Source organism: Georgenia sp. Z1491, from assembly GCF_049856175.1.
Taxonomy (GTDB): domain Bacteria; phylum Actinomycetota; class Actinomycetes; order Actinomycetales; family Actinomycetaceae; genus JB111.
The window spans coordinates 97,517-120,632 of record NZ_JBNDNA010000005.1 but is presented as its reverse complement, the minus strand read 5'-3'; the positions used below and the strand labels follow the sequence as shown (position 1 = coordinate 120,632).

Genomic DNA, 23,116 nt, shown 5'->3' with positions numbered 1-23,116 from the left:
CGCTCGACTGTCGGTGGCGGGAGGCGCGGGTCAGGTCCGTGGCCGCTCCGCCGGGCCCGTGTGGCCCCTCGCCGGGGCGGTGCGGGCGAGCTCGTCGACGAGATCGCGGACGAGGTCGGCGCCGACGACGGGCCCGCCGGCCAGCAGCCCGTCCGACCCGAGCACGACCGCCGAGGGCGCGCCGGTCAGCCCGAGGCGCCGGTAGGCGCCACCGGCGTCGCCCTGGGTGACCCGGACGTCGACGTGCGGCAGCCGGCGCCGCCAGTCGGGCAGCGCCGTGCGCAGGTGCTCGGCGTCCTTCCCGAGGCGGGGGATCCGCACGAGCAGCTGGGCGCGCTGCGCGGCCAGCTCGGTGAGGTCGCGTCGCACCCCGTCGACGACGACCTGTCCCGCCGGGATCGGCCGGCGCAGGTAGGGCTGCACCCGGCCGGAGCCCTCCTCGCCGCTGCCCCAGAGATGGACGACGAGCGCGATCGCCCCGGCCGCGCCGAGGATCGCCGGGTGCAGGTCGTCGACGGCCCACCAACCGGTCGCCCCGGCCGCGACGGCGCCCCCCGCGGCGAGGACGAGCAGGGCGTTGAGGGCGACGTGCAGCGGGCCGACGGGTCGGTCGTCGTCCTGCCCGAAGCAGTGGCAGGCGAGGGGCTCGGGCGACCGCCACGCCCGCAGGGCGACGACGAGGTAGGCGACGGTGAGCAGGAGGACGACCGTGCCGACGCCGGCGAGCCACGGGCCCGGCGCGCCGAGCAGCGCGAGGGCGAGGACGATCTCCGCGACGGCGTGGGTGCGCACGAACCCGTACCGCTGCAGGCCGCGGGGCAGCCCGAGGACGTCCATGTGGACCGGGTCCGGCGGCCGCGCGAGCTTCCCGGCGCCCGCCACCAGGAGGACCACGGTGAGGGAGAGGACGGCTGCGCCGAGGACGACGTCGGTCATGGACGACCCGGGTCAGCAGCCGGCGGCGTCGACGACCCGGGCGAGGAGCGCGTGCAGCTGGGCGGCCTCGTCCTCGTCGAGCGGGGCGAGCAGGGCGGCCCCGTGAGCCGCCCGGGCCGCGGCGACCTCCTCGGCGAGCGCGCGCCCGGAACCGGTGGGTTCGACGAGGATCGCGCGCCGGTCGGTGGGGCTCGGCGTCCGGCGGACGAGGCCCTTGGCCTCGAGGGAGTCGACGACCTCGGTCGCCGAGCGGGGGGCGATGCGCAGCCGTTCGGCGATGTCGGCCAGTCGGGCGCCGCCGTCGGCCGCGACGGCGGCGCGTAGCGCGCGGAACTCGTGCGGCGAGGGGCCGTCCGACTCGAGCGCCTCCATCCACCGGCGCCTGACCTGGCGGGCCGCCCGGACGATGAGCTCGTACGTGTCGGGCTCGTGCGCGTGGTCGGGACCGTGCGGCCGGTCCGTGCCGTGTGCGTGGTCCGGACGGTGCCGGTGCTCGGCCTTCGCCCGGCCGTCGCCTGCCACGTCGGCCCGCGCCCGTTCGTCGTGCGGGTGCGCGGGGGAGGCGGACTGGCGGCTCACCGGAATAGCGTACTGCCCGTCGCGGTTACCCTCATCGTGAGGTAACCTCACTATATGGCTCCGGCCGGTCGCCCGGTCGCGCCGTCGAGCCCGACGACTCCGACGAACAGGAGGTGGTGCGCCATGGCAGCACCCCACAACTTCTCCTCCGGCCGCCGAGGTGGTGGCCCCTCGCGCCACACGCATCAGGGCGGCGGCGCGTCCGACGGAACCGGCGTGCCCGGTGGCCCGGGCGGACCTGGCGGCCCCGGTGGCCTGGGTGGACCTGGCGGACCCGGTGGACCTGGCGGCCCGGGCGGCAGGGTCGCCACCGTCGACCCGGCCGACAGGGCCCAGCTCGCCGAGCACCCTGTCAGCCTGCGCCGCATCGGCGCGCTCTTCGCTCCCCACCGCGGCACGATCGCCGTGGTCATGATCCTCATCGTCGCGACCTCGCTCGTCGGCCTCGCGACCCCGTTCATCACCAAGCACCTCATCGACGACGCGATCCCGCACCAGGACGTCCCGCTCCTGCTGTGGCTCGTGGGCGGGCTCCTCGCCGTCACCATCGTCACCGCCGTTCTCGGGGTGGTGCAGACCTGGATGTCCACGACCGTCGGCCAGCGCGTCATGCACGGGCTGCGCACCGACGTCTTCACCCACCTCCAGCGTCAGTCCGTCGACTTCTTCACCCGCACCCGAGGCGGCGAGGTCCAGGCCCGCCTCACGCAGGACATCCAGGGCATGCAGTCCGTCGTCACCACGACCGCCACCTCGATGGCCACCAACGTGACGACGGCGGTCGGCACCGCGGTGGCGATGGTCGCCCTGTCCTGGCAGCTGTCGCTGCTCTCGCTCGCCGTGCTGCCGCCCGCGATCTGGTTGACCCGACGTGTCGCGCTCCTGCGCCGGGAGATCACCACGCGGCGCCAGCGCGCGATGGCCGACCTGCAGAGCCAGGTCGAGGAGTCGCTGTCCGTCAGCGGCGTCACCCTGGGCAAGATCCTCGGCACCGGACCGACCGCGTCGGCGGCCTTCGCGGGCACGTCCCGCGACCTCGCGGACCTCGAGGTGCGCTCCCAGCTCGCCGGACGTTGGCGGATGGCCAGCCTGAGCATCGTGTTCGCCGCGATCCCGGCGCTCATCTACCTGGTCGCGGGCCTCCCGGCTACGTCCGGCGGCATGACGATCGGGACGCTCGTGGCGTTCACCGCGTTGCAGTCCCAGTTGTTCCGCCCGCTCATGGGCGTGCTCAACGTGGGCGTGCAGGTCGTCACCTCCATGGCCCTGTTCAGCCGCGTCTTCGAGTACCTGGACCTCGTGGTCGAGATCGACGACCCGGCCGACCCGGCCGAGATCGACCCCGGGGCCGTCAGCGGCCATGTGCGGCTCGAGGGCGTGGGCTACAGCTACCCGGGCTCCTCCGTGCCCGCGCTGGACGGCATCGACCTCGACGTGCCGGCGGGGCGGTCGCTCGCCCTGGTCGGGCACACCGGCTCGGGGAAGTCCACGCTCGGCTCGCTCGTCGCCCGCCTCGCGGACCCGTCCGCCGGCCGGGTGACGATCGACGGCGTCGACCTGCGCGACATGGCGCTCGCCGACCTCGCCTCGGTGGTCGGCGTCGTCTCCCAGGAGACCTACCTGCTGCACACGACGATCCGCGAGAACCTGCGCTACGCCCGGCCCGACGCGCCCGACGAGGAGATCGTCGCCGCGGCCCGCGCCGCCCAGGTCCACGAGCTCATCGAGGACCTCCCCGACGGCTACGACACTGTGGTCGGCGCCCGCGGCCACCGGTTCTCCGGCGGTGAGAAGCAGCGCATCGCCATCGCCCGCACCATCCTGCGGGACCCCCGCGTCCTCGTCCTCGACGAGGCGACCTCCGCGCTCGACACGAGCACGGAACGGGCCGTCCAGGAGGCGCTCGACGCGCTCGCCGAGGGGCGCACCACGATCACCATCGCCCACCGCCTGTCGACCATCGCAGGAGCGGACCAGATCGCGGTCCTCGACCACGGCCGGGTCGTCGAGCGGGGGACCTACGCCGAGCTCGTCTCCCGCGGGGGAGTCTTCGCCGGGCTCGCCGGCTCGCAGGAGCTGGTCGACGCCTGAGTCCGGGTGCTCGTCGGACCGACCGCCGGCGAGCTGGACCGGTAGCGGTCGAGCTGGACCTCTGCGTGGTCAGTCTCGACCGGGCATGGTCCAGTTCGGCGTGGTGGGCCGGCGAGCTGGCCGGGTCAGTCCCCGGCCAGCTCGGCGTCGCGCGCCATCACCGCGTTCGCCCCGGCCACGACGGCGGCGGGGAAGCCCGCGGCGTCGAGCGCGACCATGCCGGCGACCGTCGTGCCACCAGGCGAGCACACCCGGTCGACGAGGTCCTGGGGGCTCGTGCCCTCGGCGGCGAGCTCGCGCGCGAGCGTGCCCGCACCCGCGGCGGCCTGCGCGGCGATCCGCACGGCCTGCGCCTTCGGGAGCCCTGCCGCCACGGCGGCGCGCGCCAGGGAGTCGACGAGCTGGAACACGAATGCGGGTGAGGAGCCCGCGATGGCGGTGAACGCGCTGAAGTGCCGCTCCTCGAGCACCTCCGCGGTGCCGACGGCCTCGAAGACCTCGACGACGGCGGAGACCTGCTGCTCGGTCGCCGCGTCGTTCCCGCACACGGCCGCGGCGCCGACGCCGACCTGGGCGGCCACGTTCGGCATCGCACGTACCACCGGGTGACCGTCCGGCACCGCGGACGTCAGCGTGGCCAGCTGCAGCCCGGCGGCGATCGACACCACGGGTGCGCCGGTCTCGGCCAGCGACTCGCGGACCCCCTCGAGCACGCCCAGCACGACGTGCGGCTTGACCGCGACGACCACGAGCCCGTCCGGACCGACCTCGCGGACCAGGGCGTCGGCGTCGGGCACCGCCGTGCCGCCCACCGCGGCGGCGACCCGCTCCGCCGAGGCCGCGACGACGTCGGTGACGACGATCTCGTGCCCGCCTGCCGAGGCGGCCACCCCGTGGGCGATGGCCGAGGCCATCGCCCCGGCCCCGATGAATCCGATGCGCACGTGTGTGTCCTCCCGCCGGTCCTGCGTGGTCAGTGACTACATGATGGACCCATGAGTACCGACCACCCAGCGCCGTCCGCCCCGGGCGCCCCGCGCGCCCTCGTCACCGGAGCATCGTCCGGCATCGGCCGCGCGACCGCCCAGCACCTCGCGCGGGCCGGGTACCGCGTCGTCGCCACCGCCCGCCGGGCCGACCGGCTCGCCACCCTCGCCGACGAGATCAGCTGCGACACGTTCGTCGCCGACCTCACCGTGCAGGCCGACGTCGACGCGCTCGCCGACCACGTGATCGCCGGCGGGCCGCTGACCTCGCTCGTCAACAACGCCGGCGGAGCCGTCGGGGCCGACAGGGTCGAGGACGGCGACCCGGCGGACTGGGCGCGGATGTACGACCTCAACGTGCTCACCACGCTGCGGGTCACCCGGGCCCTCCTCCCGCACCTGCGCGCCGACGGAGGCGGGGACGTCCTCGTGGTCACCTCGACCGCCGCGACCGGGACCTACCCCGGCGGCGCCGGGTACACGGGGGCGAAGCACGCGGCCCGGATGATCGTCGACACGCTCCGGCTCGAGCTCATGGGCGAGCCGATCCGCGTGCTCGACATCCAGCCGGGCCTGGTCGCCACGCCCGAGTTCTCGGTCAACCGCTACCGGGGCGACGTCGAGGCGGCCGCGAAGGTCTACGAGGGCGTGGCCGAGCCGCTCACCGCCGACGACGTGGCCGACGTCATCACGTTCGCCCTCACCCGTCCGCATCACGTCAACCTCGACTCGATCGTCATCCGACCGCGCGCGCAGGCCACCCACACCCTCCTGCACCGGGAGCCCTGAGTCTCAGGGGCCGGGTCACCGGCCCGGGACGTCTCGGTCACGCGACCGGCCCGCGCGGCTCGCCGGGTGCCGTGTCGCGAGTGGTGCCCGGTGCGTGGTCCGGGGCTGCGTCGGGCGCGTGCGGGGTCGGGGTCTCCGTGTCGCCGTCACATCCGGTCCCGTCCTGCTCGCACAGCTGGTCGTCGTGGTCGCCCGTGGTCGGATCGGGGGTGACGACGTTGAGAACATCGCCGGTCACCGCCTCGATGCCGACGCGTGCGAAGTCGCCGTCGTCGGTGCGGATGCCGACGAGCAGGATCGACGCCGGCTCGTCGGGCGGCATCGCGACGAGGACCTCGCCGGGCAGGACCTGCAGCGCGTTCTCGACGGCGTCGGACACCCGGACCTGCCAGCCCAGGACGATCTCCAGGGCCTCTGTGCCGCCGGCCTCGTCCTCCGTCAACGGGAAGGACTCGGACCGCCCGGTGTCGACCCGGCCGTTCAGGAGCTCGGTCAGCGCCATCTCGTCGTCGCCGACCGACCAGACCTGCCATGCCTCGCCCCCGCTGGTGTCCTCGGGGTGGAGGCCGAGGGCGACGTCGTGCCCCGTGTGGTCCAGGGTCGCGTCCTCGAGGGACCGGACCTCGTCGAGCGTGAGGGCGGGTGACGTCGCCGTGGACTCGAGGAGGAGGGTGTCGACCGTGACCAGCGAGATCGGGTCGACGTCGAGGACGTCGTCGGTCGTGGGAATAGGCGGCTCGGGACTGTCCGTGCCGTCGGTCGGCGGTGCGGTGCCGACGACCTCACCGCCGGCGCACCCGCCGACGAGCGCGAGGAGCAGGGCGGCTGCGGCGGCGGCGAGGGGGGAGCGCCGGGGGCGGGTCGTGGTCATGGTCGGAGGCTAGGGAGCCGGGCGCCGCACGGCCATGGCCGACGGCGGGGAGCGCTACCTGGGGCAGCGCTCCCCGCAGTGGTGGGGTCGGCCGGCGCGCACCCGTGAGGCGCACCCCGTGAGGCCGGCCGGCCCGTGGGGCGTCAGCCGACGCGGACCTCACCGGTGACGGCGTCGACGTAGACGTCGACCTCGTCGTCCTCGTCGTGGTCGAACTCCCAGTAGACCGTGCCGTCCTCGGTGTCGAGCTCGATCTCCTCGACCATCGGGTCGTCGCTGATCGCGCCCTCCTCGGCGGCGGCCGTGATCGCGTCGATGATCGTCAGCTCGGCGGTCTCGAGCTCGGCGACCGTGTCGTCGTCCACGTCGTCGGACTCCTGCTCGACGATCGAGTGGTCGGCGCGCAGCGTGACGTCGATGAGCGTCGAGCCGTCGACGACGTCGACCTCGTACCCGGTGTCGTCCCGCTCGACCATCACGACGTCGCCCTCCGGGGCGACCTCGAGGGCCGCGTTGACGGCGGCGGCGAGCTCGGCCACGCCGGGCAGCTCGGCGCCGTCGGACCCGGCCTCGCCAGAGCTGGCGGAGCCCGACTCGCCGGAGTCGTCCTGGCCATCCGCGCCCTCGGACCCGGTCTCGCCGGAGTCGTCCTGGCCGCCCGCCTCGCCGGAGTCGTCGGTGCCGGCGTCATCGCCGGTGCCGGTGTCGGCCGACCCCGTCTGGTCCTCGGCGCCCGACCCGTCGTCGGTCGAGGAGGAGCACCCGGCGAGGACGAGCGCGAGGGCGAGCGTCGAGGCGGACAGGGTGGCGGTGAGTCGGTTCGTTCGCATGTCTCCATGATCGCGCGCCGGCATGAGGCAGTGGTCAAGGTGCCGGTGAGAGCGTTCTCAGCGGCGCCGGTGGCGGCCGCGGCGCCGGGGTGGTCCCCCGATGGAGAACGCGCAGGTGAGCGCCTTCTTATCGCAATGAACATAAGTGCAGCCGTGGCGAGTTGCATGGGCCAACAGGTGACATAGAGTGCAAGACGCGGGATCAACGAGCGCTTCCGCACCGTCCCCCCGGTGATGTCGCTCGGGCAGGCGAATCGAGAAGGATCTTCAATGAATGACAGGACCCGTTCCACGAACCACCAGGGCGCCGTCGGCGCGTGGTTCATCGGAGCGCGCGGCTCGCTCGCGACCACCGCGACGGTCGGTCTGCGGGCGCTGGCCCACGAGCTGGTCGAGCCGCACGGCGTCACCACCGCGGCCGGCGACCTCGCCGACGCCCCCTTCGTCGGGTTCGGCGACATCGTCGTCGGTGGGCACGACGTCGAGACGACCCCGCTGGCGACGAAGGCCGCCGCACTCGCCGCCGGCGGGCTGTTCCCGCGCGAGCTGGTCGACCAGGTCGCCGAGGACCTTGCGGAGATCGACGACGAGCTGTGTCCTGTCCCGCTGGCCGCCGCCACGCAGCAGGAGGCGATCGACGCGATGGCCGCCGACATCACCTCCTTCAAGGACCGCCACGGCCTGCGCACCGTGGTCGTCGTCGACATCTCCTCGACCGAGGCCCTGCCGGACGACCACCCGGCCTTCCACTCGGAGGACGACCTGCTCGAGGCGCTGAAGTCGCCGGACGGCGACGTGCTGCCGGCGAGCGCGGTCGCCGCCGCCGCGGCCGTCCAGGCCGGCTCGCCCTACGCCGGATTCACCCCGTCCGCCGCCCTGAGCCTGCCCGTGCTGCGCGCCCGCGCCGAGCTGGCCGGCGTCCCGTACGCCGGGCAGGACGGCAAGACCGGCGAGACGCTGCTCCGCACGGTCATCGCCCCGATGTTCGCCGCGCGCAACCTCAAGGTCCTGTCCTGGGCCGGCACGAACATCCTCGGGGGCGGCGACGGCGCGACGCTCGCGGACCCGCGCGCCGTGAGCTCCAAGCTCGCCTCCAAGAACCGTGGGCTGCACGCGCTCGTCGGGGACGACGTGCACACGCCCCTGCACATCGACAACGTGCCGGACATGGGCAACGTCAAGACCGCCTGGGACCACGTCCACGCCGTGGGCTTCCTCGGCAGCCGCATCACGTTGCAGACCACGTGGAGCGCCCACGACTCCGCACTCGCGGCGCCGCTCGTCATCGACCTCGTCCGCTCGCTCGCCCTCGCCTCCGACGCCGGTGTGGCCGGCGCGGTCACCGAGCTCGGCTGCTTCTTCAAGGATCCGTGGGGCAGCGACGTGCACGCGTTCGCCGAGCAGACCAGGCGGTTCGCCGCGTGGGTCGAGCAGACCTCGCTGTTCGCGGCGACGGGAGCTCGTGGCGCCGCGCCGGGACACGAGGGCACGCACGACGACGCCGGCACGCCCGCGGCCGACACGCGCGTCTCCGCCGGACGATGACGGCGCCGGCCGATGTCCTCGAGCTGGTCCGGGCGCCCGCTGCGCTGACGGTCGTCGGCGACACGCTCGTCGGTGCCACGGCCGCGCGCGGGCGGGTGGGCGGCCGCGCCGTGCCGCTCGCCCTGTCCTCCGCGTGCATCTACGCGGCCGGCATGGCCCTCAACGACTACGCCGACGCCGACCTCGACGCCGTCGAGCGGCCCGAGCGGCCCATCCCCTCCGGGCGCGTGCCGCGCGAGACGGCCCTGGTCGTGGGCGCCGGCCTGACGGCCACGGGCGTCGGCCTGGCGTTCGGCGCGGGCCGCCCGCACGGCCGTGTCGCGCTCGCGCTGGCCGCCTCGGTGTGGATCTACGACCTGCTGGCCAAGTCGACGCCGGCGGGACCGCCGGTCATGGCCGTGTGCCGCGGGCTGGACGTCCTCATGGGCGCCGCCGGCCCGGGCTGGCGCCGGGCCGCGCTGCCGGCCGCGCTCATGGCCGCGCACACCGCCGCAGTCACCACCGTGTCCATGGGTGAGGTGCACGGCACGAGCCGCGCCGCCGCCTCGGCCGCCGTCGCCGTCACCACCGGCACCGCCGCGCTCGTCCCCGTCGGCGCCCGCCGGGGAGCCGCCGCCGGGGCGGTCCTGGGCGCCGCCACCTACGCCGGCGCCGTCCTGCCCCCGCAGGTCGACGCGGCGCGCGAGCCCACCGCGGACCACGCCCGTACCGCTACGAGGCAGGGCATACGCGGGATGGTCCCGCTGCAGACGGCGCTCGTCGCCCGCACCGGGCACGCGATCGGTACGGCCGCTCTCCTCGCCGTCCAGGGCGCGAGCCGCCTGGTCGCGCGCGCACGCACGAAGGGAGACGTCACATGACCACGCGCCACACGACCAGCGACGCCTGGGCCCTCGGCTACGGCACCAACGGGTTCGCCGACCACCGACTGGCCGACGCGCTCGACGTCATGGCAGAGACCGGCTACCAGGCCGTCGCCCTGACGATCGGCCACCCCCACCTCGACCCGTTCGCGGACGGGTGGCGGGAGTCCGCCGAGGCGCTCGCCGCGGACCTGGACCGGCGCGGCTTCCGCTCGGTGGTCGAGACCGGCACCCGCTACCTCCTCGACCCGCGGCGCAAGCACCGCCCCACCCTCGTCGACCGGGACGCCGACGCCCGAACGGCCTTCCTACGGCGCGCGGTGGAGATCGCACAGGTCCTGCGGGCCGACTGCGTCTCGTTGTGGAGCGGGGTGCTGCCGGAGGACGTCACCGCCGACGAGGGCTGGGACCTGATGGTCGGGCGCCTTGCCGAGCTCGTGCCGTTCGCCGCCGAGCGCGGCGTGGTCCTGTCGATCGAGCCCGAGCCGGGGATGCTGGTGGAGACCGTCGCCGACGCGCTCCGGCTGCGCACCGCACTCGGTGAGCCGGAGGGCGTGGGCATCACCGTCGACCTCGGCCACTGCGTGGCGGTGGAGCCGGACGGCGTGGTCGGCGCGCTGCGGGCGGCCGGCACGCTCCTGCGCAACGTGCAGGTCGACGACATGCTCCCTGGCGTCCACGAGCACCTCGAGCTCGGCGCCGGCGAGCTGGACCTGATCGCCGCGATCGCGACGCTGCGCGAGATCGGGTACGCGGGGGTTGCCGCCGTGGAGCTGCCCCGGCACTCCCACGACGCCCCGCGGCTCGCCCGCACGTCCCTCGTGGCATGGGAGGCCGCCGCCGAAGCCCCGGGGGCGGCAGCGACAGCCGACGGCACGGCCGGAGCGCCCGCCGTCGAGGCCGGTGCCACGACCGGGGCGGCCGCCGCGCGAGACGCCTCCGCCCGTGACCCGTGGACCGCCACCGCCGTCGCCGCGGTCACCGAGGAGCCCGCCCGGGCGACCCGGCTGTTCGCCGAGGCCGGCCGCAAGGTCGGCCGTGCGCCCCTCGACCCCACCGACACCGCCGGGTTCGGCGGCACGGCCGACGACGAGGCCCGCGCCACGATCGTCCGCGCGCTGAAGGACGCCGGCGCGGGACCGGACACCGTCCGCGCCCTCTACGAGCACGGCGACGACTCCGAGCGCCGCGGCGTCCTGCGCGGTCTCGGCACCCTGACCGCGTCCGGAGAGCTCGACGACGACTGGCGCGCCACCGGCCTCGACCTCACAGCCGACGCCCTGCGCACCAACGACCCCCGCCTCGTCGCCGCCGCCATGGGCCCGCTGGCCGCGGCCCACCTCGACGCCCACGCGTGGCGCCACGGCGTCCTCAAGCTCGTGTTCATGGGCGTCCCCCTGAGCGTCGTCGCCGGCCTCGACGACCGGCGCGACGCCGAGCTCGCCGCGATGGCCGCCCGGTTCGCCGAGGAGCGCCGCGCGGCCGGCCGCACCGTCCCCGACGACCTGCACCTCATCGACGAGCAGCCCCAGACGCACGAGCAGCCCCATATCGACGACCGCCCCCAGGAGGCGTGACATGCGCATCTTCGACCCCCACATCCACATGACCTCCCGCACCACCGACGACTACGAGGCCATGTATGCCGCGGGCGTGCGGGCCCTCGTCGAGCCGGCGTTCTGGCTCGGCCAGCCGCGCACCAACGTCGGGTCCTTCGTCGACTACTTCGACTCCCTCATCGGCTGGGAGCGCTTCCGCTCCGCGCAGTTCGGCATCCGGCATCACTGCACGATCGCGCTCAACCCCAAGGAGGCCGGCGACCCCCGCCTGACCGAGGTGATGGACATCCTGCCCCGCTACCTGGGCAAGGACGGGGTCGTCGCCGTCGGGGAGACGGGATACGACTCGATGACGCCGGAGGAGGACGACATCCTCGCCCGCCACCTGGCGCTCGCGATCGAGTTCGAGCTGCCGGCCCTCGTGCACACCCCGCACCGCGACAAGGCGCCGGGCACGCAGCGCACCCTCGACGTCGTCGCCGAGTCGGGCCTGAGCGTCGAGCGGGTGCTCGTCGACCACCTCAACGAGACGTGCGTCGACATGGTCGCCGACACTGGCGCCTGGATGGGCTTCTCCATCTACCCCGACACGAAGATGGACGAGACCCGCGTCGTCGCGATCATGCAGCGCCTGGGCCTGGACCGGATCATCGTCAACTCCGCCGCCGACTGGGGCCGCTCCGACCCGCTGAAGACCCTGAAGACCGGACACGCGATGCTCGAGGCCGGCTTCAGCGAGGACGACGTCGACAAGGTCCTGTGGCGCAACCCCGTCAAGTTCTACGGCCAGTCCGGCCGCCTCGAGCTCGAACCGATCCCCGGCTTCGAGCCCGAGCGGCAGGGCCCCGACCTGTTCGAGGGCAACTCGGTCCTGCGCGGCATGAAGTCGCGCCGGGAGGCCTGATGGACCTGTCCTACTGCACCAACGTCCACCCTGCCGAGGACCTCGACGGCATCATCGACCAGCTCCGCCGCCACGCGGGACCGGTCCGCCGCCAGGCCGGGCTCGACACGCTCGGCGTGGGCCTCTGGCTCCCGGTCGGCGCCGCCGCCGAGCTCGCCGGCGACCCCGCGGCGCGCGACCGGCTCCGCGATGTGCTGGCGGCCGAGGGACTCGAGCTGCGCACCGTCAACGCGTTCCCTTTCGCGGGCTTCCACGACGACGTCGTCAAGCTCGCCGTCTACCGCCCGGACTGGACCACCCCAGAGCGGCTGGCCTACACGAAGGACTGCGCGACGGCGCTCGCCGACCTCCTGCCCGCGGGCGGCTCGGGCAGCATCTCCACCCTGCCGCTGGGCTGGCGCACCGGCTGGGACGCGGCCGCCGACGCCGAGGCCGAGGACAACCTCACCGCGCTCGTCGCCCACCTGCGCGAGCTCGAGGCGAGCACCGGACGCACTGTCCGCCTCGCCGTCGAGCCGGAACCGGGCTGCATCCTCGACGACGTTGCCGACGTCGTCGCCTGGCTCGGCGCCCGCCCGGCGCTGATCGAGGACGGCTACGTGGGGCTGTGCCTGGACACCTGCCACCTCGCGGTCTCGTTCGCCGACCCCGCCGGCGCGGTCGCCGCCGCGAACGCGGCCGGGGTGCGGGTCGTCAAGGTCCAGGCCTCCGTCGCGCTCGAGGTGCCCGACCCGTCCGCGCCGGGCGTCATGGCGGCGCTCGAGCCGTTCGCCGAGGCCCGCTACGTCCACCAGGTCCGGGCGCGGCCGGGCGGCGCCGACCAGGCGCGTGGCCCCGGCGACGGTCCGCCCGCCGACGAGTGGGAGGCGCTCGCGGCCGACGACCTCATCGACGTCCTGCGCGCCGACCCCGCCTGGCCGGTCGACCGCCCGTGGCGCGTGCACGTCCACATCCCGCTGCACGCACGACCCGCGGAGCCGCTGCGGGCCACGACCGAGGTGCTCGCGTCCGCCGTCGACGCCGTGCTCGACGCCCCGCACGGGGACGAGGCACACCTCGACGTCGAGACCTACACCTGGCACGTGCTCCCGGACGCGCTGCAGCCGGACAGCCTCGTCGGTGGGATCGCCGCCGAGCTCCGCTGGGCGACCGAGCACCTCGCCGACGCCCTCCCGCCGGAGATGATCCCCGCCGGCGACCCCCGCACGAGGAAGGAGGTGGCCCGATGAACCGCGTCCTGCTTCTCGACGTCGTCGGCCTCACCCCGAAGACCCTGGCCCACATGCCCCGGCTGCGCGCCCTCGGCGAGCAGGGGCGGGCCGTCCGGCACGACACGATCCTGCCCGCCGTCACGTGCAGCGTGCAGTCGACGATCCTCACCGGCCGCATGCCGCGCGACCACGGGATCGTCGGCAACGGCTGGTACTTCCGCGGCCTCGGCGACCCGCTCCTGTGGCGCCAGCACAACCGCCTCGTCGAGGCCGAGAAGGTCTGGGAGACCGCCCGCCGGGCCGAACCTGCCTTCCGGGTGGCGAACATGGGCTGGTGGTACGCCATGGGCGCGACGACGGACATCACCGTCACCCCCCGGCCCATCTATCACGCCGACGGCCGCAAGAGCCCCGACGCCTACGTGCGCCCGCCCGCCCTGCACGATCAGCTCGTCGGCGAGCTGGGGGAGTTCCCGCTGTTCCAGTACTGGGGGCCCACCGCGTCGATCGTCTCCTCGCGCTGGCTCATCGAGGCCACTCGCGGCCAGCTCCGGGGCCGGTTCGGCCAGCCGGAGTCGGACCTGGTGATGACCTACCTGCCGCACCTGGACTACGACCTGCAGCGCTTCGGCCCGGACTCGCCCGAGGCCGACCGGGCCGCCGCCGACCTCGACGCCGCGCTCGCCCCGCTGCTCGACGACGCGCTCGAGCTCGGCTACTCCGTCATCGCGCTGAGCGAGTACGGGATCGCGGACGCCGACCGGCCGGTCGACATCAACCGGGCGCTGCGCCGCGAGGGCCTCCTCGAGGTGTACGTCCAACAGCGGCGCGAGCAGCTCGACCCGTGGACGTCGCGGGCGTTCGCCGTCGCCGACCATCAGGTCGCCCACGTCTACGTCCCCGACCCGGCCGACCTCCCACGGGTGCGGGCGATCGTCGGCGGGCTGGCCGGGGTCGACGAGGTGCTCGACCGAAGCGAGCAGGCCCGCTACGGGCTCGACCACGAGCGCGCGGGCGACCTCGTCGCCGTCGCCGAGCCCGGCGCCTGGTTCACCTACTACTTCTGGCTCGACGACGACCGCGCGCCCGAGTACGCCCGCGGCGTCGACATCCACCGCAAGCCCGGGTACGACCCCGCCGAGCTGTTCTTCGACCCCGAGGACCGGCTCGCCAAGGCCAAGGCCGGGCTCAACCTCGTGAAGAAGAAGGTGGGCCTCAGGTACGCGATGAGCACCGTTCCCCTGGACCCGCGACTCGTGCGCGGGACGCACGGCCGGCTGCCGGACAGTGCCGCCGACGGCCCGATGCTGCTCACCTCCGACCCGTCGTTGCTGGCGGACGACGTGGAGTCGGTCCGCGCGACCGCCGTGCGCGACCTCGTCCTCGCCGCGCAGGGCCTGGGCGGCGCGGGAGCGGGAGGAACGGGGTGACCGCGGGGGAGGCCGGCGCGACCGGGGAGGAGCTCGTCGTCCTCGTCGACGAGGACGGGACCCCCGTCGGCACCGCCCCGAAGGCCGAGATCCACACCGACGCCACGCCGCTGCACCTCGCCTTCTCCTGCTACGTGCTCGACGCGCGCGGCCGGACGCTCCTCACTCGCCGCGCGCTGAGCAAGACGACCTGGCCGGGCGTGTGGACCAACGCGTGCTGCGGGCATCCCGGACCGGGGGAGACGTCGGAGGACGCTGTTGTGCGCCGGATGCGCGACGAGCTCGGCCTCGAGGTCGCGCGGGTCCGGCCACTGCTGCCGGACTTCCGCTACCGGGCGGTCGCGAGCGACGGGATCGTCGAGAACGAGATCTGCCCGGTGTTCGTCGGGGAGGTCGTCGGCGACCCGGTGCCGGCCCCCGACGAGGTCGAGGAGTGGGCGTGGATCGAGATCGACGACATGTTGACCGCGATCGCGGCCGCGCCGATGGTCTTCAGCCCGTGGTCGGTGCTGCAGGTCGAGCAGATGCGTGCCCGAGGCGTGCGGCCCGCCCATGGGTAGCGCCGCCTCGCCCGCGACGGCGCCGGCCTCGCCGGTGACTGTCATCGGCCTCGAGGAGGTGATGGCGCGCGTCGAGGAGTTCATGGCCGGCGCGCACACCCTGACCGACGAGCTGTGGGCCGGCGTGTCGGGCGGCCCCTCGGCGTCGGACGCCCTCACCGAGCTGGTCGAGGCCGCACGCGCCGCCGACGGCGGCAAGTACCTCCGGCCTCGGCTCGTTGCCGCGGCCTACTACGCGTTCGGCGGGACGGACCCGGAGCTGCTGCGCCGGGTCGCGGCCGCCCAGCAGCTCCTGCACGTCGGGCTCTGCGTCCACGACGACCTCATCGACGGTGACCGCGTGCGCCATGGCCGCGTCGGTGTCGTCGCCCGGGTGGAGGACGCGGCCCGCGAGGCGGGCGAGGATGCGGGCGACGCGGGGCGGCGGGGCATGGCGGCCGGCGTGCTGTCCGGGGACCTCGCGATGAGCACGGCCGTCGCGGCGCTCGTCTCGGCCCCTGCGTCGACGGCCGTCCGGCTGCGGCTCGCGGAGGCCGCGCTGGCGGCGCTCGAGCAGGCGATCGCCGGCGAGACGCTCGACGTCTGGTCCGAGACCGCGGAGCCCGCGACGTCCCGGCCGCTCGTGGTGGCGGCGCTGAAGACGGCGTCGTACAGCATCACGCTGCCGCTCGTGCTGGGTGCGGTGGCCGCCGGCATGGACGACCAGCCCGTCCGAGCGGTCCTCGCCGAGGTGGGCGAGCCGCTCGGTGTGGCCTACCAGCTGAGGGACGACGATCTCGGGCTGTTCGGCGAGCCGGCGACGACGGGCAAGTCCGTCGTCTCCGACCTGCGCGACGGCAAGCGCACCGAGCACGTCCGGCTGGCGGCTCAGCGGGCGGACCCGGACCAGCGCAGGGACCTCGACCGGCTGCTGGGCGATCCCGACCTCGACGACGACGGGGCAGAGGTCCTGCGCACGATCATCGTCTCCACCGGCGCGCGGGCCGCCGTCCTCGAGCAGGTCGACGCCCTGCTCGGGCAGGCCCTGGAGGCCGCCGAGGCAGGGCTGCCGCCCGCGCTGTCCACCTACCTGGTCGGCCTCACGGCCACGCTGCGCGACCGCGAGAGGTAGCCTCGAGAACTCATGACTACGCGTCGGCAACGACACTCCTGTCGGTGAGATGATGAAGATTTCCGATAGTGACCGCGATGCCCTGGAGGCGAGCAGCGGGGAGACGCCCGAGTGGCGTCTCCTGGAGCTCACCCGGTCCGACTCGATGAACGTCGTCGTCTCCGTCCTGATGAACCCGAGTCTCAGCGAAGCCGTGCTCCGCAGTCTCGTTGAGGCGCGCCCCGACATGGCCGAGTCGATCGCGAGCGAGAAGAACGCGCCGCTGGAGGTTATCGAGGCGCAGCCGGTGAATCGCGTCGGTGGGGCGATCCTCAACTACATGTGGCGGATCGGGGCCGACGACGACCTGTGGCGTCGATTCGTTTCCGCCCAGCGCGCGTACCCGCCGACCGGTGGCCCCCCGCTCGGTGAGATCACTCGCGAGTACCGGATCCGACACGAGCACGACGACGTCGCGCACCGCGCGGCCACCGCGAGGCATCGCGCCATGCAGGACGAGACCTGGCACATGAATCGTCTGCACAAGGAAGTGGTGGACCCGGCCACGTCCCTTGCCCGTCTCGTCGAGATCGCTCGGGACGACTCGATGTACGTCGCGTCCGCAGTGCTGGCCAGGGAGCCGCTGCCCGTCGAGGTCCTCTCGGTGCTGCGCGAGCTGCATCCTCACGTGGCCGACGAGGCCGAGCGGATCGCCGACCGGTCCCGTCCGGCCCCGCCCCCGGCCCCAGAACGGAAGTCGGCCGAACCCCGAGACTGAGGGTGCTGGTGCGCAGATCAGGTGTCGCTCATCTGTTCAGCAGACCCCACGCCGAGAGTGCGGTCGGGGAGGGCCCCGACCGCACTCTCGGCGATCCCGAACCGCACACTCGGCGATAAAGAACCGCACACTCGGCGAACCGGGCAGGTGCGGGAGCGATCAGTCGTTGCGGCGGCGCTGATCCCCGAGCACCGTGGACTGCAGCGGCCGGCAGGCCTCCGCGGACAGCAGGGTGAGCAGCACGCCGAGCACCACGGTGGCGAGCACGACGAGGATCCCGGTGGCGCTCGGCCTCGAGAAGGCGAGGAACGGCACCGACAGCAGCACGCCCACGCCGATCGAGATCGCGAGCGTGACCACGAGCGGCACGAGGACCTGGTGCCGGCGCAGCGCCGCGAACACCGGCCGGGGCGTCCCCGCGCGGTCCATGGCGACCGACTCCTCGGCCCGGTCGACCACGGTGGACGCCTGGTTGACGAGCGTCGACGTCGCGGCGACGACGAGCCCCACGGCGAGCGTGATGACCACGCCCGTGCGCATGTCGGTGGCCATGATGAGGCTCGCGCGGTCCGCGCCGAGGGAGTCGGCGTCCGAGGGCAGCAGTGCCGCGAACGCGGCGATCATGCCGAGCAGCGCCACGCTCGAGACGTTGCGCCACGCGGCCCGCGGGTCGTCGACGATGCGGCGCGCGGCGAGCAGCCGCGGCACCGAGGAGGTGCGGGCGAGCGGCCGGGCCACGAGCTGGAGCACCCACGGGCCCACGAGGTTGAGGGCGCCGATGACCACGAGCATCATCCCGACGAGGAACGCGTAGCCGAACAGCTCCGAGGCCGCGACGGCGTCCCCGAACGACTGGGACACCAGCGCGAACGCGAGCACGGCCGCGACCATGATGACGAGCCGCCAGGCCTTGAGCCGCGGGGGCACCTGCTGGGCGGCCACGCCGAGGGGGCTGATCCGCACGCGCTGCAGTCCGACCACCGTGGACAGCGCGGCGAGAGCGAGCAGACCGGCGACCGTGGCGAGGCCGAGCCAGAGCGGCACGAGCATCTCCGTGGCGCCGATAGGAACGCCCTGGAAGGACACGGCCTGCCACAGGGGAAGGGACAGCAGCCACAGCGCGCCACCGACGATCGTGCCGGCCGCGGCCTGGACGAGGGTCTCGAGCACGGACAGGGACACGACCTCGCCCCCGGTCATGCCGACGAGCCGCATCGAGGCCAGCCGGCGGGAGCGGCCGCGCGCGCCGAGCCGGGCGGCGGCGGCGCCGAGGCCGAGGACCGGCAGCACCAGCAGCGCGCAGGCGATCGCGGCGAGCACCACGTACACCTGCAGCTGGTTGTCGGCCCACTCGGGATCGAGCGCCATGGCGGTGAGGACGGACTGCGGCGCCTCCTGGAAGCGGGTGATGAACATCCACGTGCCGCCCACCACGGTGAGCGCGAGGAACGAGCTGACCGCGAACGTGACGACGGCGAGCACGTCGAGCGTGGCGCCGGCCCGCGCGCCGCGCATGCGTGCCACGGCCAGCCGGGGAGCGAGGGAGAGGACCTGGTTCATCGCGCGGCCTCCAGCTTCCGGTCGGCGTGGATCATGGCGTCGCGCAGCTCGACGAGCCGCTCGCACCAGGACGCGACCTGGGTGTCGTGCGTGACGACCACGAGCGTGGCGCCGGACATCCGGGTCGTGGTGGTGAGCACCTGCATGACCTCGTGGCCGGTGGCCTGGTCCAGCGCACCGGTGGGCTCGTCGGCGAACACGACCGACGGGCCGTGGACCATCGCTCGCGCCACGGCCACCCGCTGCGCCTGCCCGCCGGACATCTCGCCGGGACGGCGCCCCGCCGCCTGCCCGATGCCGAGCCGCTCGAGCCATTCGTCGGCGGTCCTGAGCGCCTCGCCCCTGCGCGTGCCACCCAGGAGGAGGGGGAGCGCCACGTTCTCGCGGGCGGAGAGCTCGGGGACGAGCTGTCCGTCCTGGAAGACGAAGCCGAGCCGTTCGCGCCGCAGCCGGGACCGGGCGGTGTCGCCCAGCGCGGATACCGGCACGTCGCCGAGGCGCACCTCGCCGGAGTCCGGCACGCGGATGCCGGCGAGGCAGTGCAGGAGGGTGGTCTTGCCGGAGCCGGAGGGGCCCATGACGGCGAGGGTCTGGCCGGCCGGGACGGCGAGGCTGACGCCGGCCAGGGCGCGGACCTGCCCGTACGTGGTGGTGAGGTCGGTGGCGAGCAGGGACGCTGGGCCGTTGTTCTGTGTCATGCCTCCACCTCACTGCGTGCCGGGTCGCTTTCCCATGGTGCCCGGTGCCGACCTGGGGTGGTGCTGGCACCACCGCCGAGCGGGCGGTGGCACTCGGGGCGGATCGGCCGTGCCTCGGTACGGTAGCGGGATGTCGTCCCTGAGCAGGCCCGAGCGCGGTGCGCGCCGCCTGTTCTGGCTCCAGGTGGCCGTCGGGCTGGTCGGCGGGGTCGTCCTGCTCGGTGCCGTCCTCGCCAGCTTGAGCGCCGGTTCGTGGTGGGCCTACGGGGCCGTGCTCGGGTTGGCCTGCCTCGGTGTGCTGGTCGGTGCGCTGCTCGCCCTCGAGCGGCGCAAGCCGTTCGCCGAGGACGTCGCGGACGTGCCGGAGTGGGCGCAGCGCGTCGCCGACCTGCGCACCTCGCGCCGGGAGATCGTCGCCGCCTTCGAGCTCGAGCGCCGCCGCATCGAACGTGACCTGCACGACGGCGCCCAGCAGCACCTCGTCACCGCCGGCATGAAGCTGGGGGAGGCCGCGATGCTCGTCGAGCAGCACACCGGCGCCACCTCGGATCCCGTCCACGCCCCCGACGACGACGCCGTCCCGCCCGGCCCTGACCGCCTCGCGAACGTGTCCCAGCTGCTGGCTGCCGCGCAGGACGACGCCGACCGGGCGCTCGCCGCCCTGCGCGAGACCGTCTCCGGCATCCACCCCACCGTGCTGTCCGACCGTGGTCTCGAGGCAGCCGTCCGCGAGCTCGGCGAGCGCGCCGTCGTGCCCGTGACCGTCCAGGTCCCGCACGCACTGCCCGCGCTCCCGGAGGGCGTGGCGGCGGTGGCCTACTTCGTCATCAGCGAGGCGCTGACCAACGTGGCGAAGTACGCGCCGGAGGCGTCGGTGACGGTGCTGCTCGTCGTCGACGACGCCCTGCACGTCTCGATCGTCGACGACGGTCCCGGCGGGGCCGAGATCGTGCCCGGTCGCGGGCTGGCCGGGATGGCCGAGCGGCTCGCCGCCGTCGGGAGCGGGCTCGAGGTCTCCAGCCCCTCCGGCGGGCCGACGATCGTCGCCGCCCACGTCCCCCTGCTGCTCGACCAGGGGGACGCCGCCGTCGTCGTCGAGCTGGGAGGTCGGCCGTGAGACTGGTGGTGGCGGACGACGCGGCGCTGCTGCGGGAGGGCCTGGTCGGGCTGCTCGAGCGGCAGGGGCACGAGGTGGTGGCGCAGGCGGCGTCGGCGCCCGAGCTCGAGGCCGTCGTCGAGAAGGTGGCGGGCGGCGGGGAGGCGATCGACGTCGTCGTCACCGACGTGCGGATGCCGCCCGGCGACGGCGAGGACGGCCTGCGCGCCGCAGCCCGGATCCGCGCCGCGCACCCGGAGATCGGGATCCTCGTGCTGTCCCAGTACGCGGCCCCGGCGTACGCGGCAGAGCTGTTCGCGCCGCTGTCGGACCCGGCGGCCGCGGCCTCGTCCCGGCCCGACGTCGGCGGGTTGGGCTATCTGCTCAAGGAGCGGGTGGCGCGGGTGGCGGACTTCATGCGTTCGCTCGGCATCGTGGCGGCCGGGGGAGTGGTGGCGGACCCCGACGTCGTCTCGCGTCTCGTGGCAGGCCGTCGCACCGCCGTCGACGCGCTGACCGTCCGAGAGCGGGAGGTGCTCGAGCTCATGGCCTCGGGGCTGAGCAACTCCCAGATCGCCGAGCGGCTGGTGCTGTCGAACGGGGCGGTGGCCAAGCACGTGGCCAACGTGTTCAGCGGGCTGGGGCTGGCGGCGAACGAGGAGAACCGCCGTGTGCGCGCGGTGCTCGCCTACCTCACCGCGGTCGGTTCCTGAGCCGGAACCACCCGTCAGGTGGTGGTGCCGCCCTCGTCGGGCTCCTCGGTCTCGCCGCGGTCGCCCCGGGACCCGCCGTCCGAGGCACCGTTGCCGACCGGCACCGCGTTGAGCACCTCACCGGTGGCGGCGTCGACGGTCACCCGCAACGCGGTCCCGTCGTCCTGGAGGATCCCTACCGCGAGGAGCGAGCGGGCCGACACGTCGTCCGTCGTGGCGACGATGAGGACGCTGCCCGGGCGTGCGGTCACCGCTGCCGCCGCTGTATCCGTCAGTCCTACCTCGTGGGCGGCCAGCTGGTCCTCGGCGCCGGTATCCAGCTCCTCGTTGCCGAATGTCTCGACCTCGAGCGGCTCCCAGGCGTGCGGGTCAGGGTCGAGCGGGGCCGGCCAGCTGACGATGCTCACCTCGTCGGCATCGGCCGTGTAGACCTGCCACACGTCCTGATCGAACCGGCCCTCGGTACCGTCGGTCGTGCCGTGGTCCTCCGTACCCGCGATCGTCGAGTGCTCGACCACCCAGGCGATCCGTTGCCCGGTCTCGCCGAGGGAGAGCTCCTCGAGAGTTGCGATGTCGGCGATGCTCAGCGTCGGGCTCTGGTCGTCTGCGTCGCGCAGCGCACGATCGACGGTGTCGAACGCACGGTCGGGCAGCCCGAGCCCGTCGTCGGTCGTCGGGAGGTCGACCGGCGGTGCGGGCATGGTGTCGCACTCCGGCCAGGCCGGGCAGGGGTCCGACGGCACCTCGGTGGGTCCGGCCGGTCCGGTGGGGGTGCCGGAGGGCGGGATCGGGTCGCCGGCGCAGGCGCCCAGCGTCAGTGCGATGCCGGCCACGGCGGCGAGGGACCAGGTGGTGCGGTGGGGGGACATGTCGCGACCGTAGCCGTGCCGCAGTGCGATCTGCCGGGGCGGACGAGGGGAGCACTGCCCCGGGAAGCCCTCCCCTTGTCGGACTCGAACGAATGCGGGCGGCCGGCCGACGTCGGTGCCTGTCATCCCACCGGGCTGACGTTCTCCCCGGTGACGGCGTCGTAGACGACTGAGAAGTCGTGGGCGCCGTAGAACAGGAAGTTCCACGCCGCGTCGCCCTCCCACACCTCCGTCAGGGACAGGCTGTGCAGGATGAACTCGCCGCCACCGAGGCTGGTCTCCTCGATCGCGAGGTCGATGGCGTCGTCGATGGTCAGCGTCGCGACGTCGAGGTGACCGAGGATCTCCGCGTCGGCCGGCGCCGAGGTCTCGTCGACGACTGCACCCGACGGGTCGAGCGTGATCGTCAGCAGCTGGTCACCGCTGACGGCCTCGACCACGGTGCCGTTGCCCTCCGGCTCCTCGGGGAACTCGGTGGTGTCGTTGTGGGAGACGGCGACGACCTCGGCATCCGGGTATGTGGCCTGGACGGTCGCGATCGCCCCGAACAGCTCAGCCGAGCCGGGGACGTCGGTCGGGTGCGCGCTCCCGGCGTCCTCGCCGTCGTCCTCCTCGTCGTCGGATGGGGCCTCCTCGGCGGGCGGCTCGTCGGACGGGGTCTCCTCCGCGGGCGGTTCCTCGGTGGTCGGATCCTCTGACGGCGCCTCCTCCGTCGGGGCCTCCTCGGACGGCTCTTCGGTCGGCTCGGGCGCCGGTTCCGACGTGGCCGGCGGTTCGGGCTCGGTGGCATCGGTGTCGTCGTCGGACGAGCACGCGGCGAGGCTCAGCGCGAGAGCCACGGCCGATACGGGTACGACCTGTCTGCTCAGTGAGTGACTCATACCACCACCGTGGCCCTCGTGTGGCCGGTCTGCACCGCACGCGCATGGGTAGGTCGATCCTCGGCGGAGATACGTGCAGGTCGGGAGCTGCCCGATCGCACCTCGGGAGCCGCACACTCGACACCTGGAAACCGCACGCTCGATGAATCTGCGGGGCCGCTACACTCGTCGCACAGGCATCGACCCGGCCCCGTCCGTGGGGGCATCACCGGCGAGCCTCCGGAAGAACAGGCGTTCCCCGTCAGCGGGGGCCCCAGTAGACCCGGACGGGGCAGGC

Annotated in this window: 22 protein-coding genes; 13 read left to right on the top strand and 9 right to left on the bottom strand. The window is 74.1% G+C overall.

Annotated elements, in window-relative coordinates:
- Positions 1-30 precede the first annotated feature (30 nt).
- On the bottom strand, positions 31-936 hold the full coding sequence (locus ACPYO4_RS06940) for a MauE/DoxX family redox-associated membrane protein (RefSeq protein WP_425708486.1): 906 nt from the start codon (positions 934-936) through the stop codon (positions 31-33).
- Positions 937-948: 12 nt separating this feature from the next.
- Entirely contained in the window at positions 949-1,515 is a 567-nt protein-coding gene (locus tag ACPYO4_RS06935) for a MarR family winged helix-turn-helix transcriptional regulator (RefSeq protein ID WP_425708485.1), read from the bottom strand.
- 123 nt (positions 1,516-1,638) lie between these two features.
- Here ACPYO4_RS06935 and ACPYO4_RS06930 point away from each other — a divergent pair, with 123 nt between their 5' ends.
- A complete protein-coding gene (locus ACPYO4_RS06930) occupies positions 1,639-3,606 on the top strand; it encodes an ABC transporter ATP-binding protein (protein ID WP_425708484.1) in 1,968 nt (655 codons plus the stop codon).
- A 125-nt stretch (positions 3,607-3,731) separates the two neighbouring features.
- On the opposite strand, the gene proC is transcribed toward ACPYO4_RS06930, so the two are convergent.
- Entirely contained in the window at positions 3,732-4,550 is an 819-nt protein-coding gene (gene proC, locus ACPYO4_RS06925; protein WP_425708483.1) for a pyrroline-5-carboxylate reductase, read from the bottom strand.
- Positions 4,551-4,601: 51 nt separating this feature from the next.
- Here proC and ACPYO4_RS06920 point away from each other — a divergent pair, with 51 nt between their 5' ends.
- Positions 4,602-5,381: an SDR family NAD(P)-dependent oxidoreductase gene (locus ACPYO4_RS06920; protein ID WP_425708482.1), complete on the top strand. Its 780-nt coding sequence runs from the start codon at positions 4,602-4,604 to the stop codon at positions 5,379-5,381.
- A 37-nt stretch (positions 5,382-5,418) separates the two neighbouring features.
- Here the strand turns inward: ACPYO4_RS06920 and ACPYO4_RS06915 are convergent, their stop codons facing one another.
- Both ACPYO4_RS06915 and ACPYO4_RS06910 read right to left on the bottom strand, forming a co-directional pair.
- Positions 5,419-6,252: a hypothetical protein gene (locus tag ACPYO4_RS06915; protein WP_425708481.1), complete on the bottom strand. Its 834-nt coding sequence runs from the start codon at positions 6,250-6,252 to the stop codon at positions 5,419-5,421.
- Between the two features lie 143 nt (positions 6,253-6,395).
- Positions 6,396-7,082, bottom strand: a complete 687-nt coding sequence (locus tag ACPYO4_RS06910; protein ID WP_425708480.1) for a hypothetical protein — start codon at positions 7,080-7,082, stop codon at positions 6,396-6,398.
- A 270-nt stretch (positions 7,083-7,352) separates the two neighbouring features.
- Between ACPYO4_RS06910 and ACPYO4_RS06905 the strand changes: the two genes are divergently transcribed.
- From ACPYO4_RS06905 to ACPYO4_RS06865, 9 genes are read left to right on the top strand one after another with little or no spacing between them, the layout of a single operon-like run.
- Positions 7,353-8,627, top strand: a complete 1,275-nt coding sequence (locus ACPYO4_RS06905; RefSeq protein WP_425708479.1) for an inositol-3-phosphate synthase — start codon at positions 7,353-7,355, stop codon at positions 8,625-8,627.
- Positions 8,624-9,487: an SCO3242 family prenyltransferase gene (locus tag ACPYO4_RS06900; protein WP_425708478.1), complete on the top strand. Its 864-nt coding sequence runs from the start codon at positions 8,624-8,626 to the stop codon at positions 9,485-9,487. Before ACPYO4_RS06905 ends, ACPYO4_RS06900 begins: the two co-directional genes overlap by 4 nt.
- A complete protein-coding gene (locus ACPYO4_RS06895) occupies positions 9,484-11,067 on the top strand; it encodes an EboA domain-containing protein (protein WP_425708477.1) in 1,584 nt (527 codons plus the stop codon). The genes ACPYO4_RS06900 and ACPYO4_RS06895 overlap by 4 nt, the downstream gene beginning before the upstream one ends.
- A 1-nt stretch (position 11,068) precedes the next feature.
- Positions 11,069-11,953: a TatD family hydrolase gene (locus ACPYO4_RS06890; RefSeq protein WP_425708476.1), complete on the top strand. Its 885-nt coding sequence runs from the start codon at positions 11,069-11,071 to the stop codon at positions 11,951-11,953.
- Positions 11,953-13,182, top strand: a complete 1,230-nt coding sequence (eboE, locus tag ACPYO4_RS06885; RefSeq protein ID WP_425708475.1) for a metabolite traffic protein EboE — start codon at positions 11,953-11,955, stop codon at positions 13,180-13,182. The genes ACPYO4_RS06890 and eboE overlap by 1 nt, the downstream gene beginning before the upstream one ends.
- A complete protein-coding gene (locus tag ACPYO4_RS06880; protein ID WP_425708474.1) occupies positions 13,179-14,594 on the top strand; it encodes a nucleotide pyrophosphatase/phosphodiesterase family protein in 1,416 nt (471 codons plus the stop codon). The genes eboE and ACPYO4_RS06880 overlap by 4 nt, the downstream gene beginning before the upstream one ends.
- Positions 14,591-15,154, top strand: a complete 564-nt coding sequence (gene idi, locus ACPYO4_RS06875) for an isopentenyl-diphosphate Delta-isomerase (protein ID WP_425708473.1) — start codon at positions 14,591-14,593, stop codon at positions 15,152-15,154. The genes ACPYO4_RS06880 and idi overlap by 4 nt, the downstream gene beginning before the upstream one ends.
- On the top strand, positions 15,147-16,265 hold the full coding sequence (locus ACPYO4_RS06870; protein WP_425708472.1) for a polyprenyl synthetase family protein: 1,119 nt from the start codon (positions 15,147-15,149) through the stop codon (positions 16,263-16,265). The genes idi and ACPYO4_RS06870 overlap by 8 nt, the downstream gene beginning before the upstream one ends.
- Positions 16,266-16,314: 49 nt before the next feature.
- Positions 16,315-17,022: a hypothetical protein gene (locus ACPYO4_RS06865; protein WP_425708471.1), complete on the top strand. Its 708-nt coding sequence runs from the start codon at positions 16,315-16,317 to the stop codon at positions 17,020-17,022.
- Between the two features lie 159 nt (positions 17,023-17,181).
- Here the strand turns inward: ACPYO4_RS06865 and ACPYO4_RS06860 are convergent, their stop codons facing one another.
- A complete protein-coding gene (locus ACPYO4_RS06860) occupies positions 17,182-18,582 on the bottom strand; it encodes an FtsX-like permease family protein (protein ID WP_425708470.1) in 1,401 nt (466 codons plus the stop codon).
- On the bottom strand, positions 18,579-19,280 hold the full coding sequence (locus ACPYO4_RS06855) for an ABC transporter ATP-binding protein (RefSeq protein WP_425708469.1): 702 nt from the start codon (positions 19,278-19,280) through the stop codon (positions 18,579-18,581). Before ACPYO4_RS06855 ends, ACPYO4_RS06860 begins: the two co-directional genes overlap by 4 nt.
- Before the next feature lie 130 nt (positions 19,281-19,410).
- Here ACPYO4_RS06855 and ACPYO4_RS06850 point away from each other — a divergent pair, with 130 nt between their 5' ends.
- Positions 19,411-20,397, top strand: a complete 987-nt coding sequence (locus tag ACPYO4_RS06850; protein WP_425708468.1) for a sensor histidine kinase — start codon at positions 19,411-19,413, stop codon at positions 20,395-20,397.
- On the top strand, positions 20,394-21,089 hold the full coding sequence (locus ACPYO4_RS06845; protein WP_425708467.1) for a response regulator: 696 nt from the start codon (positions 20,394-20,396) through the stop codon (positions 21,087-21,089). Before ACPYO4_RS06850 ends, ACPYO4_RS06845 begins: the two co-directional genes overlap by 4 nt.
- 14 nt (positions 21,090-21,103) lie before the next feature.
- On the opposite strand, the gene ACPYO4_RS06840 is transcribed toward ACPYO4_RS06845, so the two are convergent.
- Positions 21,104-21,958, bottom strand: coding sequence for a hypothetical protein (locus ACPYO4_RS06840; RefSeq protein ID WP_425708466.1), 855 nt, complete (start codon positions 21,956-21,958; stop codon positions 21,104-21,106).
- 122 nt (positions 21,959-22,080) lie between these two features.
- Positions 22,081-22,839, bottom strand: a complete 759-nt coding sequence (locus tag ACPYO4_RS06835) for a hypothetical protein (protein ID WP_425708465.1) — start codon at positions 22,837-22,839, stop codon at positions 22,081-22,083.
- Between the last annotated feature and the right edge of the window lie 277 nt (positions 22,840-23,116).

Coding starts and splice junctions, on each gene's coding strand:
- ACPYO4_RS06940 (WP_425708486.1), bottom strand. CDS start 936: ATGACCGACGTCGTCCTCGGCGCAGCCGTCCTCTCCCTCACCGTGGTC.
- ACPYO4_RS06930 (WP_425708484.1), top strand. CDS start 1,639: ATGGCAGCACCCCACAACTTCTCCTCCGGCCGCCGAGGTGGTGGCCCC.
- ACPYO4_RS06920 (WP_425708482.1), top strand. CDS start 4,602: ATGAGTACCGACCACCCAGCGCCGTCCGCCCCGGGCGCCCCGCGCGCC.
- ACPYO4_RS06915 (WP_425708481.1), bottom strand. CDS start 6,252: ATGACCACGACCCGCCCCCGGCGCTCCCCCCTCGCCGCCGCCGCAGCC.
- ACPYO4_RS06910 (WP_425708480.1), bottom strand. CDS start 7,082: ATGCGAACGAACCGACTCACCGCCACCCTGTCCGCCTCGACGCTCGCC.
- ACPYO4_RS06905 (WP_425708479.1), top strand. CDS start 7,353: ATGAATGACAGGACCCGTTCCACGAACCACCAGGGCGCCGTCGGCGCG.
- ACPYO4_RS06900 (WP_425708478.1), top strand. CDS start 8,624: ATGACGGCGCCGGCCGATGTCCTCGAGCTGGTCCGGGCGCCCGCTGCG.
- ACPYO4_RS06895 (WP_425708477.1), top strand. CDS start 9,484: ATGACCACGCGCCACACGACCAGCGACGCCTGGGCCCTCGGCTACGGC.
- ACPYO4_RS06890 (WP_425708476.1), top strand. CDS start 11,069: ATGCGCATCTTCGACCCCCACATCCACATGACCTCCCGCACCACCGAC.
- eboE (WP_425708475.1), top strand. CDS start 11,953: ATGGACCTGTCCTACTGCACCAACGTCCACCCTGCCGAGGACCTCGAC.
- ACPYO4_RS06880 (WP_425708474.1), top strand. CDS start 13,179: ATGAACCGCGTCCTGCTTCTCGACGTCGTCGGCCTCACCCCGAAGACC.
- ACPYO4_RS06870 (WP_425708472.1), top strand. CDS start 15,147: ATGGGTAGCGCCGCCTCGCCCGCGACGGCGCCGGCCTCGCCGGTGACT.
- ACPYO4_RS06865 (WP_425708471.1), top strand. CDS start 16,315: ATGATGAAGATTTCCGATAGTGACCGCGATGCCCTGGAGGCGAGCAGC.
- ACPYO4_RS06860 (WP_425708470.1), bottom strand. CDS start 18,582: ATGAACCAGGTCCTCTCCCTCGCTCCCCGGCTGGCCGTGGCACGCATG.
- ACPYO4_RS06855 (WP_425708469.1), bottom strand. CDS start 19,280: ATGACACAGAACAACGGCCCAGCGTCCCTGCTCGCCACCGACCTCACC.
- ACPYO4_RS06850 (WP_425708468.1), top strand. CDS start 19,411: ATGTCGTCCCTGAGCAGGCCCGAGCGCGGTGCGCGCCGCCTGTTCTGG.
- ACPYO4_RS06840 (WP_425708466.1), bottom strand. CDS start 21,958: ATGTCCCCCCACCGCACCACCTGGTCCCTCGCCGCCGTGGCCGGCATC.
- ACPYO4_RS06835 (WP_425708465.1), bottom strand. CDS start 22,839: ATGAGTCACTCACTGAGCAGACAGGTCGTACCCGTATCGGCCGTGGCT.